Below are 16488 nucleotides of genomic sequence, written 5' to 3'. Positions count from 1 at the left end.
GTGACAACCCTTAAAACGTCTCTGAAGAAAATAATGGGGGCAATTGCTGCAAAAAAAAGCGGCGGAGGAAACCCCCCGCCGCTTAAGGCATGACTCTACTCAGGAGCGATTACTTGCCTTTAATCTCATACAGTGGCGTCTGGCCCGCAACGACCTGACCTTTCGCCTGAATTACCAGGCCGCTGAAGTCGTCGATATTGCTGCAAACGACCGGGCTAATCATGGAGCGCGCGTTAGCGTTCAGGTAATCCAGATCCATTTCCAGAATCGGCTGACCTGCCACCACGTCGGCCCCCTCTTCCACCAGGCGAGTAAAGCCCTGACCGTTCAGCGCGACGGTATCGATACCCATATGGACAACGATCTCCGCGCCCTTTTCAGTTTCGAGGCAGAACGCATGGTTGGTGTTGAAGATTTTAACGATGGTCCCGGCAGCCGGTGACACCACGGTTTTGTCCGTTGGTTTCACCGCCACACCGTCACCGACAGCTTTGCTGGCAAACGCTTCGTCAGGCACCTGCTCAATCGCAACCACTTCACCGGTAATCGGTGAAACCAGCGCGGCAATGGTCGTTGCGTTAGGGACGGCCTGCGGTTTTGCCACCGGGGCTTCCGTCACTGGCGCGCTGTTCGCTGCAGAAGCCGCGATCGGTCCACGGGCAACCACTTTCTTCATTTCATCGCCAATCGATTCCGCTTTCGCACCCACGATAACCTGGATGGTCTGCTTGTTCAGTTTCACCACACCGGATGCGCCAAGGCGTTTACACATGGCATCGTTAACGCGCGCAGAATCACCTACCGTCAGGCGCAGACGGGTAATACATGCATCGATAGCTTTCAGGTTATCCGTACCGCCTACTGCGGCAATATAATTAGTTGCCAGCTGGGTCAGCCCTTCTTCGGTATTGCTGTTAGCTTCGCCAGTAACGATGTCGTCTTTCGTATCTTCGCGGCCTGGTGTTTTCAGGTTAAACATACGAATGACTGCGGTGAACAGAACGAAGTAGATAACGAAGAACACCAGACCCATTGCGACCAGCATCCAGACGTTCTTGCTCGCCGCGGGCAGGTTGTACATCAACACGTAGTCGATCGCGCCGGCGGAGAAGGAGAAGCCCGCATGGATACCCAGCAGCGTTGCAACAAACAGGCTAATACCCGTCAGCACAGCGTGCATGAGGTACAGCAGCGGAGCCAGGAACATGAACAGGAATTCCAGCGGCTCAGTAACACCGGTCAGGAACGCGGTGATGGCAACTGACAGCAGCATCCCGCCAACCATTGGACGACGCGCTTTCGGTGCGGCCAGGTACATAGCCAGCGCCGCGCCCGGCAGACCAAACATCATGATAGGGAAGAAGCCCGACATGAACATGCCCGCGGTGCCGTCACCTGCGTAGAAGCGGTTGATATCCCCGTGGAATACCGCGCCCGCGGCGTTGGTAAACTCACCAATCTGGAACCAGGCAATGGTGTTCAGCACCTGATGCAGGCCGGTTGGGATCAACAGACGGTTGATGAAACCGAAGATACCCGCACCCACTGCGCCAGCGGAAACAATCCACTCACCGCCCGCATGGATAGCGTGCTGCACCGGTGGCCAGATGTAGCCAAAGATCGCGGCCAGAATCAGACAGAAGAAGCCTGTCGCAATCGGCACAAAACGTTTTCCACCAAAGAAGCTCAGGAAGTCTGGCAGTTTGATCCCCGCCCAACGGTTATAAACAGCCCCGCCGACCAGACCGGTAATGATACCTGCCAGAACGCCCATGTTAATTTCTGGGTTTATCGTCACCATCGCTTTCGTCAGGATGAAGTAACCGACAGCCCCGGCCAGCGCCGCTGCACCCGCGCTGTCTTTTGACCAGCTGGATGCCACACCGATGGCGAAAATTAGCGCCAGATTGTCAAAAATCGCGCCACCCGCTTGCGCGATAAATGGCACATTAAGCAGATCGGGTTGCCCGAATCGCAGCAGCAGTGCTGCAACCGGTAGCACGGCGATAGGGAGCTGCAAAGCCCTACCGAGGCGCTGGAAAAAACCTAAAATATTCATCCTATTCCCCCTACGAGACCCTTATTAAGGCTCGTGCATAAACTATGTTTTTATTGTGTCGACAACGATAAATACAGTTGATGATTCACTGGCATTGTGAGTGTGTGAAAAATTAATTCGTATCGCAAATTAAACACGTATTTTTTGTGATTTTTGTCACCAAATATCGTTAATAACCCTCCCTTTCTCTGGCTAACAGTGAAAACTTATTTTATCATTCAAAAAATCAAGACGGATTGATCCGGCCTGAAAGGTTCCAGGTTACGCTTAGTTCAGGTTCCGATAGCCATCCGCCCACTCTTCTACTTTAACTCTTGAGGTGAACAATGAGACTGATTCCCCTGGCAACTGCTGAACAAGTCGGTAAATGGGCCGCCCGTCATATCGTTAACCGTATTAACGCGTTCAAACCCACCGCCGATCGTCCTTTCGTTCTCGGCCTTCCTACCGGCGGCACGCCGCTGACCGCGTATAAAGCCCTGGTTGAGATGCATAAAGCAGGCCAGGTTAGCTTTAAACATGTTGTGACCTTCAACATGGATGAGTATGTCGGCTTACCCAAGGATCATCCGGAAAGCTACCATAGCTTTATGCACCGTAATTTCTTTGATCACGTTGATATTCCGGCTGAAAATATTAACCTGCTGAATGGAAACGCGCCTGATATTGACGCAGAATGCCGTCAGTATGAAGAAAAAATCCGTTCCTACGGTAAAATCCACCTGTTCATGGGTGGCGTGGGCAACGATGGTCATATCGCGTTCAACGAACCGGCCTCTTCTCTGGCTTCCCGTACGCGTATTAAAACCCTGACCCATGACACGCGCGTGGCAAACTCCCGCTTCTTTGACGGTGATGTTAACCAGGTTCCAAAATACGCCCTGACCGTAGGTGTAGGCACCCTGCTGGATGCCGAAGAAGTGATGATTCTGGTTCTGGGCGGCGTGAAAGCGCAGGCGCTCCAGGCTGCCGTTGAAGGCAACGTTAACCACATGTGGACCATCAGCTGCCTGCAGCTGCATCCAAAATCAGTCATCGTGTGCGACGAACCGTCCACGATGGAGCTGAAAGTGAAAACGCTGAAATACTTCAACGAGTTAGAAGCTGAGAACATCAAAGGTCTGTAATTGAATAACCGCCTCTTCATCAAGAGGCGGCCGCTTTTTTTAACCGGGGGTCGTTATGTACGCTTTAACCCACGGTCGGATTTATACCGGCCATGATATTCTGGATGACCATGCGATTGTTATCGCCAATGGCCTGATTGAACGTGTTTGCCCACTGGCAGAGCTGCCGCCGGGGATTGAACAGCGCTCACTCAATGGAGCAGTAATCTCCCCCGGTTTCATCGACGTACAGCTGAACGGCTGCGGCGGTGTGCAATTTAATGATACCGCGGAAGCGGTGACGGTCGACACGCTGGAAATCATGCAGAAAGCCAACGAGAAATCGGGCTGCACCAGCTATCTGCCAACCCTCATCACCAGCAGTGATGATCTCATGAAACAGGGTATCCGCGTGATGCGCGACTACCTGGCAAAACACCCTAATCAGGCACTGGGTCTGCATCTTGAAGGACCGTGGCTGAACATCGTGAAAAAAGGGACGCATAACCCGGATTACGTGCGTAAACCTGACGCTGAGCTGGTCGACTACCTGTGTGCCAACGCCGATGTGATCACCAAAGTGACGCTGGCTCCTGAAATCGCGGGACCTGACGTTATCAGCAAACTGGCCGCCGCCGGGATTGTCGTTTCAGCGGGCCATTCAAACGCAACGCAAAAAGAAGCGAAAGCAGGTTTCCGCGCCGGTATTACCTTTGCGACACACCTGTACAACGCGATGCCGTATATCACCGGTCGTGAACCTGGGCTGGTCGGGGCGATTCTCGATGAGCAGGACGTTTACTGCGGCATTATTGCTGACGGCTTGCACGTCGATTACACCAACATTCGCAACGCCAAGCGCCTGAAAGGTGACAAACTCTGTCTGGTAACCGATGCCACCGCACCGGCAGGGGCAAATATTGAGCAGTTCATTTTTGCCGGTAAAACAATATACTACCGCAATGGACTGTGTGTTGATGAAAACGGTACGCTGAGCGGTTCCTCCCTGACGATGATTGAAGGGGTGCGTAACCTGGTTGAACATTGCGGGATTGCGCTTGATGAAGTCCTGCGTATGGCGACCCTTTATCCTGCGCGCGCGATGGGCGTAGATAAACAGCTTGGCGGAATTGCACCAGGTATGGTTGCAAACCTGACGGCATTCACACACGATTATAAAATTATCAAGACCATCGTTAATGGTAACGAGGTCGTCACTGAGTAAGTAAAAGTATGACACCAGGCGGACAAGCTCAAATCGGTAATGTCGATCTCGTTAAACAACTTAACAGCGCGGCGGTTTATCGTCTGATTGACCAACACGGACCAATCTCGCGCATTCAGATAGCCGAACAAAGCCAGCTTGCCCCTGCCAGCGTGACAAAAATTACCCGTCAGCTCATTGAGCGCGGACTGATCAAAGAAGTCGATCAGCAGGCCTCCACCGGAGGCCGCCGCGCCATCTCCATTATTACCGAAACCCGCAATTTTCAGGCGATCGGCGTCCGTCTTGGTCGTCATGACACCACCCTTACGCTCTATGATCTGAGCAGCAAAGCCATCGCGGAAGAACACTACCCGCTTCCGGAGCGCACTCAGGAGACGCTGGAACACGCGCTGCTGAATACCATTGAACACTTTATCGAGAGCTGTCAGCGCAAAATCCGTGAACTGATTGCGATCTCGGTGATCCTGCCAGGCCTGGTAGACCCCGAAAGCGGCGTGATCCGTTATATGCCCCATATAAAGGTTGAGAATTGGGGGCTGGTAGATGCGCTGGAAAAACGCTTTAAAGTGACCTGTTTCGTGGGGCACGACATCCGCTCTCTGGCCCTGGCAGAGCACTACTTTGGTGCGAGCCAGGATTGTGAAGATTCGATTCTGGTGCGCGTACACCGGGGGACAGGGGCAGGCATCATCTCTAACGGCCGCATTTTTATTGGCCGCAACGGTAACGTCGGTGAGATTGGTCATATTCAGGTAGAGCCGCTTGGCGAACGCTGCCACTGCGGAAACTTTGGCTGTCTGGAGACGATTGCCGCCAACACGGCGATTGAACAGCGGGTGCGCCATCTGCTTGAACAGGGTTACCAGAGCCGCGTCACGCTGGACGATTGCAAGATAGGGACTATCTGCAAAGCCGCCAACAAAGGCGACGCGCTGGCCTGTGAAGTTATTGAGCAGGTGGGTCGCCATCTGGGTAAAACCATCGCCATCGCCATCAACCTGTTTAACCCGCAAAAAGTGGTGATCGCCGGTGAGATTGTGGAGGCCGAGAAGGTCCTGCTGCCCGCCATTGAAGGCTGCATTAACACTCAGGCGCTGAAAGCCTTCCGCCAGAACCTTCCCGTCGTTCGTTCTAAGCTTGACCATCGCTCAGCGATAGGCGCATTTGCGCTGGTTAAACGCGCCATGCTCAACGGTATTCTGTTGCAACATTTGCTGGAAAGTTGATCGGGTCTTATAGTAACGCCTTCTTTTTTTGATGTCGGAATGTCCATGACCATTAAGAATGTAATTTGTGATATCGACGGCGTGCTGATGCACGACAACGTTGCTGTACCAGGTGCTGCGGAATTTCTTCACCGCATCATCGACAAAGGAATGCCTCTGGTTCTTCTCACGAACTACCCTTCTCAGACCGGTCAGGACCTGGCAAACCGCTTTGCCACAGCAGGCGTCAACGTGCCGGACAGCGTGTTTTATACCTCTGCCATGGCCACCGCTGATTTCCTCAAGCGCCAGGAAGGAAAAAAGGCCTACGTGGTGGGTGAAGGGGCGCTGATCCACGAGTTATATAAGGCAGGGTTTACCATCACAGATGTGAACCCGGACTTTGTGATCGTTGGCGAAACGCGCTCCTATAACTGGGAGATGATGCACAAAGCCTCCTACTTTGTTGCCAACGGTGCGCGTTTTATTGCCACCAACCCGGATACCCACGGCCGTGGTTTTTACCCTGCCTGCGGCGCGCTGTGTGCCGGTATCGAAAAGATCTCTGGCCGGAAACCGTTCTACGTGGGCAAGCCCAGCCCGTGGATCATCCGTGCCGCGCTGAACAAGATGCAGGCACACTCTGAGGAAACGGTGATTGTCGGCGACAACCTGCGCACCGATATCCTGGCCGGATTCCAGGCGGGCCTGGAAACCATTCTGGTGCTTTCCGGTGTCTCCACGCTCGACGATATTGACGCCATGCCCTTCCGCCCGAGCTGGATTTATCCCTCCGTCGAAGAAATTGATATTATCTGATCCCAAACCACGCCTCAGCGCGTGGTTTTTTATTTTCACGCCCGATAAACAACCTCACATCTAACAAAACAGCCGATTTATTGCATAATCATCAATAAAAGCGTTCATGATGTACTCGTTTTTCACTATTCGGCAATCAGCATTGCACTATTTCCGTTTTATCCCGTAAAACCCTTGCGCGCCCTCCCCCTTTGCGGCATTTTCATAAGCAAGCAACATTACAAAGCAACAGGGTTAACGGAGAAGGTTATGTGTTCAATTTTTGGCGTACTGGATATTAAAACTGACGCAGGCGAACTGCGTAAAAAGGCACTCGAATTGTCCCGCCTGATGCGCCATCGCGGCCCGGACTGGTCCGGCGTTTACGCCAGCGATAAAGCCATCCTGGCACACGAACGTCTGTCCATTGTTGACGTCAACGCAGGTGCGCAGCCGCTGTATAACGAGAAAAAAACACACGCGCTGGCTGTCAACGGTGAAATCTATAACCATCAGGCGCTGCGCGCCGAGTACGGCGACCGTTACGCCTTCCAGACCGGTTCTGACTGTGAAGTGATCCTGGCGCTGTATCAGGAGAAAGGCCCGGAATTCCTCGATGATCTGCAGGGTATGTTTGCCTTCGCCCTGTACGACAGCGAAAAAGATGCCTATCTGATTGGCCGCGACCATATTGGTATTATCCCGCTGTATATGGGTCACGATGAACACGGCAACTTTTATGTCGCCTCAGAAATGAAAGCCCTGGTGCCGGTTTGCCGCACCATTAAAGAGTTCCCGGCAGGAAGTTATCTGTGGAGTAAAGACGGCGAGATCCGTCAGTACTATCAGCGCGACTGGTTCGACTATGATGCGGTTAAAGACAACGTGACTGATAAAGCCGAACTGCGTCAGGCGCTGGAAGATTCTGTTAAAAGCCACCTGATGTCAGATGTGCCTTACGGCGTACTGCTCTCCGGCGGGCTGGACTCGTCCGTGATCTCCGCGATCACCAAGAAATTCGCCGCGCGTCGTGTTGAAGATCAGGAACGTTCAGAAGCCTGGTGGCCGCAACTGCACTCCTTTGCTGTGGGCCTGGAAGGCGCACCGGATCTGAAAGCCGCGCAGGAAGTGGCAAACCATCTCGGTACCGTGCACCATGAGATCCACTTCACCGTGCAGGAAGGGCTGGATGCGATCCGCGATGTTATCTACCACATCGAAACCTACGATGTGACCACCATTCGCGCTTCCACGCCGATGTACCTGATGTCGCGTAAGATCAAAGCGATGGGCATTAAGATGGTGCTCTCCGGTGAAGGGTCTGACGAAGTGTTTGGCGGCTACCTCTATTTCCACAAAGCGCCGAACGCAAAAGAGCTGCACGAAGAGACAGTACGTAAACTGCAGGCGCTGCATATGTTTGACTGCGCACGCGCCAACAAAGCGATGTCCGCCTGGGGTGTGGAAGCCCGTGTTCCCTTCCTGGATAAGAAATTCCTCGACGTGGCAATGCGCATCAACCCGCAGGACAAAATGTGCGGCAACGGCAAAATGGAGAAACATATCCTGCGTGAATGTTTCGAATCCTACCTGCCGGCGAGCGTGGCATGGCGTCAGAAAGAGCAGTTCTCTGACGGTGTCGGGTATAGCTGGATCGACACCCTAAAAGAGGTGGCGGCAAAACAGGTTTCCGATCAGCAACTGGAAACCGCGAGCTTCCGCTTCCCGTACAACACGCCAGGCTCCAAAGAAGCGTATCTGTACCGCGAAATCTTTGAAGAGTTGTTCCCGGTGCCGAGTGCGGCGGAGTGTGTTCCGGGCGGCCCGTCCGTTGCCTGTTCTTCGGCTAAAGCCATTGAATGGGATGAATCTTTCAAGTCAATGAACGATCCATCAGGACGTGCGGTAGGCGTACACCAGTCTGCCTATAAGTAGTCGAAAAGCATCCAATCAGGTCCTGCGGGGCCTGATTTTTTTTGCCCCCTTTTTCACTCCCCAAAAACGATAAATAAACAATAATTGCCGAATATTCGGTCACGCTGTTCGCAACCTAACCAAACAGTCACATTCCGGCTATTTTCGTTGAAAAAGGTGTTGACGCTGCAAGGGTCTATACGCATAATGCGCCCCGCAACGCCGATAAGGTAACGCGAAAAAAAGATGGCTACGTAGCTCAGTTGGTTAGAGCACATCACTCATAATGATGGGGTCACAGGTTCGAATCCCGTCGTAGCCACCATCTTTTTTGCGGGAGTGGCGAAATTGGTAGACGCACCAGATTTAGGTTCTGGCGCCGCAAGGTGTGCGAGTTCAAGTCTCGCCTCCCGCACCATTCCCAGGTAAGCGTTGCACGGATGGGGTATCGCCAAGCGGTAAGGCACCGGTTTTTGATACCGGCATTCCCTGGTTCGAATCCAGGTACCCCAGCCATATTTCTTCGATTTTGCGGTTCTCCGCGGTATTGGGGTATCGCCAAGCGGTAAGGCACCGGTTTTTGATACCGGCATTCCCTGGTTCGAATCCAGGTACCCCAGCCATCGAAGATTGCAGTACTGGCTACGTAGCTCAGTTGGTTAGAGCACATCACTCATAATGATGGGGTCACAGGTTCGAATCCCGTCGTAGCCACCAAATTAATCATCTGTCGAATGATTCGATAGACGAGAAAAAATTGTTGGGGTATCGCCAAGCGGTAAGGCACCGGATTCTGATTCCGGCATTCCGAGGTTCGAATCCTCGTACCCCAGCCAATTTAAAAAGTCGTTAAGCACATTGTTTAACGCAATTGGGGTGTCGCCAAGCGGTAAGGCTCTGGTTTCTGATACCAGCATTCCGGGGTTCGAATCCCTGCACCCCAGCCACTTAGTAACAAAAAAGCCCGCTCTGCGGGCTTTTTTGTTTTTGTTGGATTATGTACCGCATCCGAAAGCCCTCTCCCGCAGGAGAAGGCCCCAGATTAAAGGCCTAACGCGTACTTCAGCGCCTGACGCTTCAGCCCACCGGCACGCTCCGCCGCCATCAACCCAATGTTACGCAGAATGCGCACCGGACCAAGATCGTTACTGAACCCGGCGTAAAACAGATCCATCCCCGACTGCATGATAAAGTTATCCGCCATACGTCGCGTCTGGTAACGTTTCAGTACCGGATGGCTGGCCCAGGCCTCCGCGTGAGCGCGCGCATTGCCCAGCACATCCAGTAAAGCCTCAACGTCACGGTATCCCAGGTTCACGCCCTGCCCCGCCAGCGGGTGAATGGTGTGTGCCGCATCCCCCACCAGCGCCAGCCCTGCACGGGCATACTGCAATGCATGGCGACGGGTAAGCGGAAACGCCCCGGCGGCAACCGGCATGACGTTGCCCAGACGGCGTGGGAAGTGCTGATGGATCTCTCGCTGCAGCTGCTCCATTGAAAGCCCCTGCAACTGACGAATGCGCGCCGGTTTGTCATACCACACCAGCGACGCCCAGCGATCAAACAACGGTAAAAAGGCATGCGGGCCGTTCGGGGTAAAGTGCTGCCAGGTGCTCTCACCCGGGTCATTCTCACACTGCACGGTGATCAGCATGCACGCCTGCTGGTACTGCCAGGCATGAATGCCAATTCCCGCCATTTGCCTGACCTGTGAGTTGGCACCATCCGCTCCGACAACCATCCTCGTGGCCAGCTCATCACCCTTATCCAGCTCAAGCAAATACCCGCCTTCGTGGGGATGCAGTGCTTTAAGTGACGCCGGGACGCGCAGCGCCACTTTCGGATGCGCCTCCAGGGCCTGCCAGAGCGCCAGCTGGAGGACCGTGTTTTCCACCATATAGCCCAGACGGGGCAGCTTCAGTTCAGCGGCATCAAACGCGACATGCGCATTCTCCCACTCCCAGGTTTCGAGACGGCTGTAAGGGTGCGCGCGCATCCCGAGCACGGCATCCCAGACGCCCAGCCCGCGCAGTAGATCGACAGAGGCGGCGCTGATAGCTGAAATTCGCACATCCGGCTTTGCCATCGGGTCAAACGCAACAGGGGCAGCCTGCTCGATAACCGTCACCTCAAATCCCTGCTGCGCCAGCCCCAGCGCGAGTGCGCCACCGACCATACCGCCGCCGACAACGGCAATTTCGGTTTGTTGGAGAGTCATGGTCAATTATCCTTAATGGTATATACCTTAAGTTTACCGGATTTTTTCGGTCTTGAGGTTGACAACCTTCATACTGGTCACAACCGCAGCAAAGCATTACAATACGCGCCCTGCATTCCTGAGCATGAGCAAGTCGATGACAAAAAAACTCCATATAAAAACCTGGGGCTGTCAGATGAACGAATACGATTCATCCAAGATGGCCGATCTGCTGGATGCCACGCACGGGTATCAACTGACTGACAACGCGAACGAAGCGGACGTGTTGCTGCTCAATACCTGTTCGATCCGTGAGAAGGCGCAGGAGAAGGTGTTCCATCAACTGGGCCGCTGGAAGCTTATCAAGCGCAAAAGACCCGATGTGATCATTGGCGTGGGTGGCTGTGTGGCCTCGCAGGAAGGCAAACTGATCCGCCAGCGTGCTCACTATGTTGATATTATTTTTGGCCCGCAGACGCTGCACCGTCTGCCGGAGATGATCAACGCCGTTCGCGAGAATCGCCGCCCGGTGGTTGACGTAAGCTTCCCGGAAATCGAAAAATTTGACCGTCTGCCAGAACCACGCGCGGATGGTCCAACAGCCTACGTCTCCATTATGGAAGGCTGTAACAAGTACTGCACCTATTGTGTCGTACCGTATACCCGCGGCGAAGAAGTGAGCCGTCCGACCGACGACATTCTGTTTGAAGTGGCGCAACTGGCGGCACAGGGTGTGCGTGAAATTCATCTGCTGGGCCAAAACGTCAACGCCTGGCGCGGCGAGAACTACGACGGTACCACCGGCAGCTTTGCAGAACTGCTGCGCCTGGTGGCCGCGATCGACGGCATCGACCGCCTTCGCTTCACCACCAGCCACCCGATGGAATTTACCGATGACATCATTGATGTGTATCGCGACACGCCAGAGCTGGTGAGCTTCCTGCATCTGCCGATTCAGTGCGGTTCCGACCGCGTGCTGAACCTGATGGGACGTCCACATACGGTACTGGAGTACAAATCCATCATCCGCAAGCTGCGTGAAGCCCGTCCTGACATCCAGATTAGCTCCGACTTTATCGTTGGCTTCCCGGGCGAAACCACGGATGACTTTGAGCGCACGATGAAGCTCATTGGCGAAGTGAATTTTGACGTCAGCTACAGCTTTATCTTCTCAGCGCGTCCAGGTACTCCTGCGGCCGATATGGTCGACGATGTGCCGGAAGAAGAAAAAAAGCAGCGTCTGTATATTCTGCAGGAGCGTATCAACCAGCAGGCCAACGCCTGGAGCCGTCGTATGGTCGGCACCGTCCAGCGTATTCTGGTGGAAGGCACTTCCCGTAAGAGCATTATGGAGCTGTCAGGACGCACCGAAAATAACCGCGTCGTGAACTTTGAAGGCACGCCAGACATGGTCGGTAAATTTGTGGACGTGGAGATTGTCGACGTGCTGACCAACTCCCTCCGCGCGAAAGTGGTCCGTACCGAAGACGAAATGGGTCTGCGCATCGCACAATCGCCGGAATCCGTCATGTCCCGCACCCGCAAAGAAAGCGACGCTGGCGTCGGCATTTACCAGCCATAACGCCATCCGGCCTGCCGTTTCGGCAGGCCTTGTATTTCCTCTCATCGCCCCCAATATCTTCCGCAACGCTTGCGCCTTTATTCTATGGCGTGAATAATTTCGGTAATGACCGTTTTATTACGCCAGGTGGCACCGGGTCAGTTAATCAATCAAAGAGGAACAGTTTGAACATAGATACGCGTGAAATTAGCCTTGAGCCAGCAGACAACGCTCGCCTGCTGAGCCTGTGCGGGCCGTTTGATGACAACATCAAACAACTGGAGCGACGTCTGGGTATCGAAATCAATCGTCGCGATAATCATTTCAAACTCACCGGACGCCCTCTCTGCGTCAACGCCGCTGCGGATATTCTGCGTAGCCTGTATGTGGATACCGCCCCAATGCGCGGTGAAATACAGGATATCGAGCCAGAACAGATCCACCTCGCGATCAAAGAGGCGCGCGTGCTTGAGCAAAGCGCAGAAAGTGTGCCGGACTATGGCAAGGCCATCAATATTAAGACCAAACGTGGCGTCATTAAGCCGCGTACGCCAAACCAGGCGCAGTACATCGCCAACATTCTCGACCATGACATCACCTTCGGTGTGGGCCCGGCGGGTACGGGTAAAACCTATCTGGCCGTTGCCGCGGCGGTTGATGCGCTCGAACGCCAGGAGATTCGTCGCATCCTGCTGACCCGTCCGGCGGTGGAAGCGGGTGAAAAACTGGGCTTCCTGCCAGGCGATCTGAGCCAGAAGGTTGACCCTTACCTTCGTCCGTTATACGACGCGCTGTTCGAGATGCTCGGCTTTGAGAAAGTTGAGAAGCTGATTGAGCGTAACGTGATTGAAGTTGCCCCGCTCGCCTATATGCGCGGCCGTACGCTGAATGATGCATTCATTATTCTCGATGAAAGCCAGAACACCACCATCGAACAGATGAAAATGTTCCTGACACGTATCGGCTTTAACTCAAAAGCGGTCATTACCGGTGACGTCACGCAGATTGACCTGCCGCGCAGCACCAAATCGGGTCTGCGCCATGCCATTGAAGTTCTGGCCGACGTCGACGAAATCAGCTTTAACTTCTTCCACAGCGAAGACGTGGTCCGTCACCCGGTTGTGGCGCGCATCGTTAACGCTTATGAAGCATGGGAAGAAGCAGATCAGAAGCGTAAGGCCGAACTGGCCGCAGAACGTAAGCGCGAAGCGCAGGAGCAAGAACAAAAATGAGTCAGGTGATCCTCGATTTACAACTGGCATGTGACGATAATTCCGGCTTGCCAGAAGAGGCGCAGTTTCAGACATGGCTGGATGCGGTTATCCCCCCGTTTCAGGAAGAATCAGAAGTCACGATTCGTCTGGTGGATGAAGCCGAAAGCCATGAGCTTAACCTGACCTACCGCGGGAAAGATAAGCCGACCAACGTGCTCTCTTTCCCCTTCGAAGCCCCACCGGGAATTGAGATGCCGCTGCTGGGCGATCTGATCATCTGCCGCCAGGTCGTGGAACAGGAAGCTAAAGAGCAGCAAAAACCGCTGGAAGCCCACTGGGCGCATATGGTGGTACACGGTAGCCTGCATCTGCTCGGCTACGACCATATTGAAGATGACGAAGCGGAAGAGATGGAGTCCCTCGAGACAGAGATAATGCTTGCTCTGGGCTATGAGGATCCGTACATTGCCGAGAAAGAATAGTCAGTCGACCGACTGACTAACATGCCGCCGCGTAGGGAAATAGCGCGGTGGTAAACGTTGAACTAACAAGAGAACCCTTAACAAACGCCATGAGCGACGACAATTCACACAGTAGCGACACGACAAACACCAAAAAGGGATTTTTCTCCCTCATTCTGAACCAGCTTTTCCACGGCGAACCTAAAAACCGTGACGAACTGCTGGAGCTGATTCGTGATTCCGGGCAAAACGACCTTATCGATGAAGATACGCGCGAAATGCTCGAAGGGGTAATGGACATCGCCGACCAGCGCGTTCGCGACATCATGATCCCCCGCTCGCAGATGATCACCCTGAAACGTAACCAGACTCTGGACGAGTGCCTCGATGTGATCATCGAATCCGCACACTCGCGTTTCCCGGTCATCAGCGAAGACAAAGATCACATTGAAGGGATTTTGATGGCTAAAGATCTGCTGCCGTTTATGCGCAGCGATGCCGAAGCCTTCAGCATGGAAAAAGTGTTACGCCAGGCCGTGGTTGTGCCGGAAAGTAAACGTGTGGATCGGATGCTGAAAGAGTTTCGCTCTCAGCGCTACCACATGGCGATTGTTATTGATGAATTTGGTGGCGTTTCCGGTCTCGTCACGATCGAAGATATCCTTGAGCTGATCGTGGGCGAAATCGAAGATGAGTATGACGAAGAAGAAGATATCGACTTCCGTCAGCTTAGCCGTCACACCTGGACCATTCGCGCGCTGGCCTCGATTGAGGACTTTAACGACGCCTTTAGTACCCATTTCAGCGATGAAGAGGTCGATACTATTGGCGGGCTGGTGATGCAGGCCTTTGGCCACCTTCCGGCACGCGGCGAGACCGTTGACATCGACGGTTACCAGTTCAAAGTGGCAATGGCCGACAGCCGACGTATTATACAGGTTCATGTCAGAACGCCGGACGACTCACCGGTGCCAAAACTGGAAGATTAATGTAAATGGCATTTGCCCCATTACTTGAACGCCAGCGCGTACGTTTGCTGCTGGCGCTGTTACTCGGAGCCAGCGGAACGCTGGCTTTTTCTCCTTACGATATCTGGCCTGCAGCCATTCTCTCCCTGATGGGACTTCAGGGTTTAACCCTGAATCGTCGTCCCGTCCAGGCGGCAGCGATTGGCTACTTCTGGGGACTGGGGCTGTTTGGCTCCGGCATCAACTGGGTCTATGTCAGCATCGCCCAGTTTGGCGGTATGCCAGGACCCGTTAACGTCTTCCTCGTGGTGCTGCTGGCCGCTTATCTCTCGCTCTATACCGGCCTGTTCGCGGGTATCCTTTCTCGCCTGTGGCCAAAAACCACCTGGCTGCGCGTTGCCATTGCTGCGCCGGTTGTCTGGCAAATTACCGAGTTCCTTCGCGGCTGGGTACTGACCGGCTTCCCGTGGCTGCAGTTCGGTTACAGTCAGATTGATGGCCCGCTAAAGGGGCTTGCTCCGGTAATGGGCGTTGAAGCGATTAACTTCCTGTTGATGGTGGTGAGCGGACTGCTGGTCCTGGCGCTGGTCACACGTAGCGGGAAGACGCTGGTCGTGGCGCTGGTGTTGTTTGCCCTGCCTTTCCCACTGCGTTATATCCAGTGGTACAGCCTGGTGCCAGAGCGCACTACACAGGTTTCAATGGTGCAGGGGAATATCCCTCAGTCAATGAAATGGGACGAGAAAGAGCTGCTGAACACGCTGAAGATCTACGCTAACGCCACCGAGGCGGTCATGGGTAAATCGCAGCTGATCATCTGGCCAGAGTCGGCGATTCCGGATCTGGAAATTAACCAGCAGCCGTTCCTGAACATGATGAACGATCTACTGCTGGCTCGCGGCAGTACGCTGGTTACCGGGATTGTCGATGCGCGTCTGAATCAGCAGAACCGCTATGACACCTACAACACCATCATTACGCTGGGTAAAGACAGCGAATACAGCTACAACTCCACTGACCGGTATAACAAGAATCACCTGGTACCGTTTGGCGAATTTGTACCGCTGGAGTCCATTCTGCGCCCGTTAGCACCGTTTTTTGACCTGCCGATGTCCTCATTCAGCCGTGGTCCGTACGTTCAGCCCCAGCTGCATGCGCACGGTTTTGCCCTGACAGCGGCCATCTGCTACGAAATTATCCTCGGCGAGCAGGTGCGCGATAACTTCCGTCCGGACACTGACTTCCTGCTGACTATCTCCAACGATGCCTGGTTTGGTAAGTCGATTGGCCCGTGGCAGCACTTCCAGATGGCACGGATGCGCTCCCTGGAGCTGGCGCGCCCGCTGCTGCGTAGCACCAACAACGGCATTACCGCCGTGATTGGCCCGCAGGGCGAAATCCAGGCCATGATCCCGCAGTTCACCCGTGAAGTGCTGACGACCAACGTCACGCCTGCGACGGGCCTGACGCCTTATGCCCGCACCGGCAACTGGCCGCTGTGGATCCTGACCGCGCTGTTCGGATTTGGCGCGGTGCTGATGAGCTTGCGTCAGCGTCGTCGATAATTTCCCCTCCCTTCCCCTCTCCCGTTGGGAGAGGGCATTTCTGGCACGTCTCTTGCTTTATTTCCCCACGTAAACGCAGTTTGGCTTAACGTGCAACTTCGTCGCACCAGCGTAGATCACCGGTAGCACCGAAACGGTGCAACGAGAGATATTTGCCTCTGATTGGTGCGGCGCGCTTCGCAAAAATAAACAATAACGCAGCAAAATCTTTA

General features: G+C 54.1%; 12 protein-coding genes and 7 tRNA genes. 17 read left to right on the top strand and 2 right to left on the bottom strand.

The features are described from left to right. Positions 1–109 precede the first annotated feature (109 nt). Entirely contained in the window at positions 110–2059 is a 1950-nt protein-coding gene (nagE, locus tag BH714_RS02340; protein WP_040016938.1) for a PTS N-acetyl glucosamine transporter subunit IIABC, read from the bottom strand. A gap of 326 nt (positions 2060–2385) precedes the next feature. On the opposite strand from nagE, the gene nagB reads away from it, so the two are divergent. The 12 genes from nagB to BH714_RS02280 all read left to right on the top strand — a co-directional run bounded on the left by nagB (position 2386) and on the right by BH714_RS02280 (position 9257). Then, positions 2386–3186, top strand: coding sequence for a glucosamine-6-phosphate deaminase (nagB, locus tag BH714_RS02335; protein WP_008501061.1), 801 nt, complete (start codon positions 2386–2388; stop codon positions 3184–3186). A gap of 55 nt (positions 3187–3241) precedes the next feature. Then, positions 3242–4390, top strand: a complete 1149-nt coding sequence (nagA, locus tag BH714_RS02330) for an N-acetylglucosamine-6-phosphate deacetylase (protein WP_014169141.1) — start codon at positions 3242–3244, stop codon at positions 4388–4390. Between the two features lie 8 nt (positions 4391–4398). Continuing rightward, positions 4399–5619: a DNA-binding transcriptional regulator NagC gene (gene nagC / locus BH714_RS02325; RefSeq protein WP_014169139.1), complete on the top strand. Its 1221-nt coding sequence runs from the start codon at positions 4399–4401 to the stop codon at positions 5617–5619. A 45-nt stretch (positions 5620–5664) separates the two neighbouring features. Then, positions 5665–6417: a ribonucleotide monophosphatase NagD gene (gene nagD / locus BH714_RS02320; RefSeq protein ID WP_020884984.1), complete on the top strand. Its 753-nt coding sequence runs from the start codon at positions 5665–5667 to the stop codon at positions 6415–6417. 249 nt (positions 6418–6666) lie between these two features. Next, a complete protein-coding gene (gene asnB / locus BH714_RS02315; protein WP_010428626.1) occupies positions 6667–8331 on the top strand; it encodes an asparagine synthase B in 1665 nt (554 codons plus the stop codon). Positions 8332–8558: 227 nt separating this feature from the next. Continuing rightward, positions 8559–8635, top strand: a tRNA-Met gene (locus BH714_RS02310). 8 nt (positions 8636–8643) lie between these two features. Continuing rightward, positions 8644–8728: transfer RNA gene (locus BH714_RS02305), tRNA-Leu, on the top strand. A gap of 23 nt (positions 8729–8751) precedes the next feature. Continuing rightward, positions 8752–8826 (top strand) — tRNA-Gln (locus BH714_RS02300). Positions 8827–8858: 32 nt separating this feature from the next. Next, positions 8859–8933, top strand: a tRNA-Gln gene (locus BH714_RS02295). A 17-nt stretch (positions 8934–8950) separates the two neighbouring features. Further along, positions 8951–9027 (top strand) — tRNA-Met (locus tag BH714_RS02290). Between the two features lie 44 nt (positions 9028–9071). Next, positions 9072–9146: transfer RNA gene (locus BH714_RS02285), tRNA-Gln, on the top strand. Positions 9147–9182: 36 nt separating this feature from the next. Next, a tRNA-Gln gene (locus BH714_RS02280) sits at positions 9183–9257 on the top strand. Positions 9258–9352: 95 nt separating this feature from the next. Here the strand turns inward: BH714_RS02280 and ubiF are convergent. Then, positions 9353–10528 carry a 3-demethoxyubiquinol 3-hydroxylase gene (ubiF, locus tag BH714_RS02275; RefSeq protein ID WP_040016937.1) on the bottom strand — a complete coding sequence of 392 codons (1176 nt, stop codon included), beginning with the start codon at positions 10526–10528 and terminating at the stop codon, positions 9353–9355. A gap of 136 nt (positions 10529–10664) precedes the next feature. Between ubiF and miaB the strand changes: the two genes are divergently transcribed. The 5 genes from miaB to lnt all read left to right on the top strand — a co-directional run bounded on the left by miaB (position 10665) and on the right by lnt (position 16276). Then, positions 10665–12089, top strand: coding sequence for a tRNA (N6-isopentenyl adenosine(37)-C2)-methylthiotransferase MiaB (miaB, locus tag BH714_RS02270; protein WP_020884986.1), 1425 nt, complete (start codon positions 10665–10667; stop codon positions 12087–12089). Between the two features lie 164 nt (positions 12090–12253). Then, positions 12254–13300: a PhoH family protein gene (locus tag BH714_RS02265; protein WP_020884987.1), complete on the top strand. Its 1047-nt coding sequence runs from the start codon at positions 12254–12256 to the stop codon at positions 13298–13300. Next, on the top strand, positions 13297–13764 hold the full coding sequence (ybeY, locus tag BH714_RS02260; protein ID WP_040016936.1) for an rRNA maturation RNase YbeY: 468 nt from the start codon (positions 13297–13299) through the stop codon (positions 13762–13764). Before BH714_RS02265 ends, ybeY begins: the two co-directional genes overlap by 4 nt. A gap of 89 nt (positions 13765–13853) precedes the next feature. Continuing rightward, complete coding sequence (gene corC / locus BH714_RS02255) at positions 13854–14732, top strand: CNNM family magnesium/cobalt transport protein CorC (RefSeq protein ID WP_040016935.1); 879 nt, start codon at positions 13854–13856, stop codon at positions 14730–14732. Positions 14733–14737: 5 nt separating this feature from the next. Further along, positions 14738–16276 (top strand): apolipoprotein N-acyltransferase, encoded by a 1539-nt coding sequence (gene lnt / locus BH714_RS02250; protein WP_040016934.1) that lies wholly within the window; start codon positions 14738–14740, stop codon positions 16274–16276. Positions 16277–16488: the final 212 nt, after the last annotated feature.

It is taken from the genome of Enterobacter ludwigii, from assembly GCF_001750725.1.
GTDB lineage: Bacteria > Pseudomonadota > Gammaproteobacteria > Enterobacterales > Enterobacteriaceae > Enterobacter > Enterobacter ludwigii.
The sequence above is the reverse complement of the archived record's forward strand: the minus strand, read 5'-3'. Positions and strand labels throughout refer to the sequence as shown.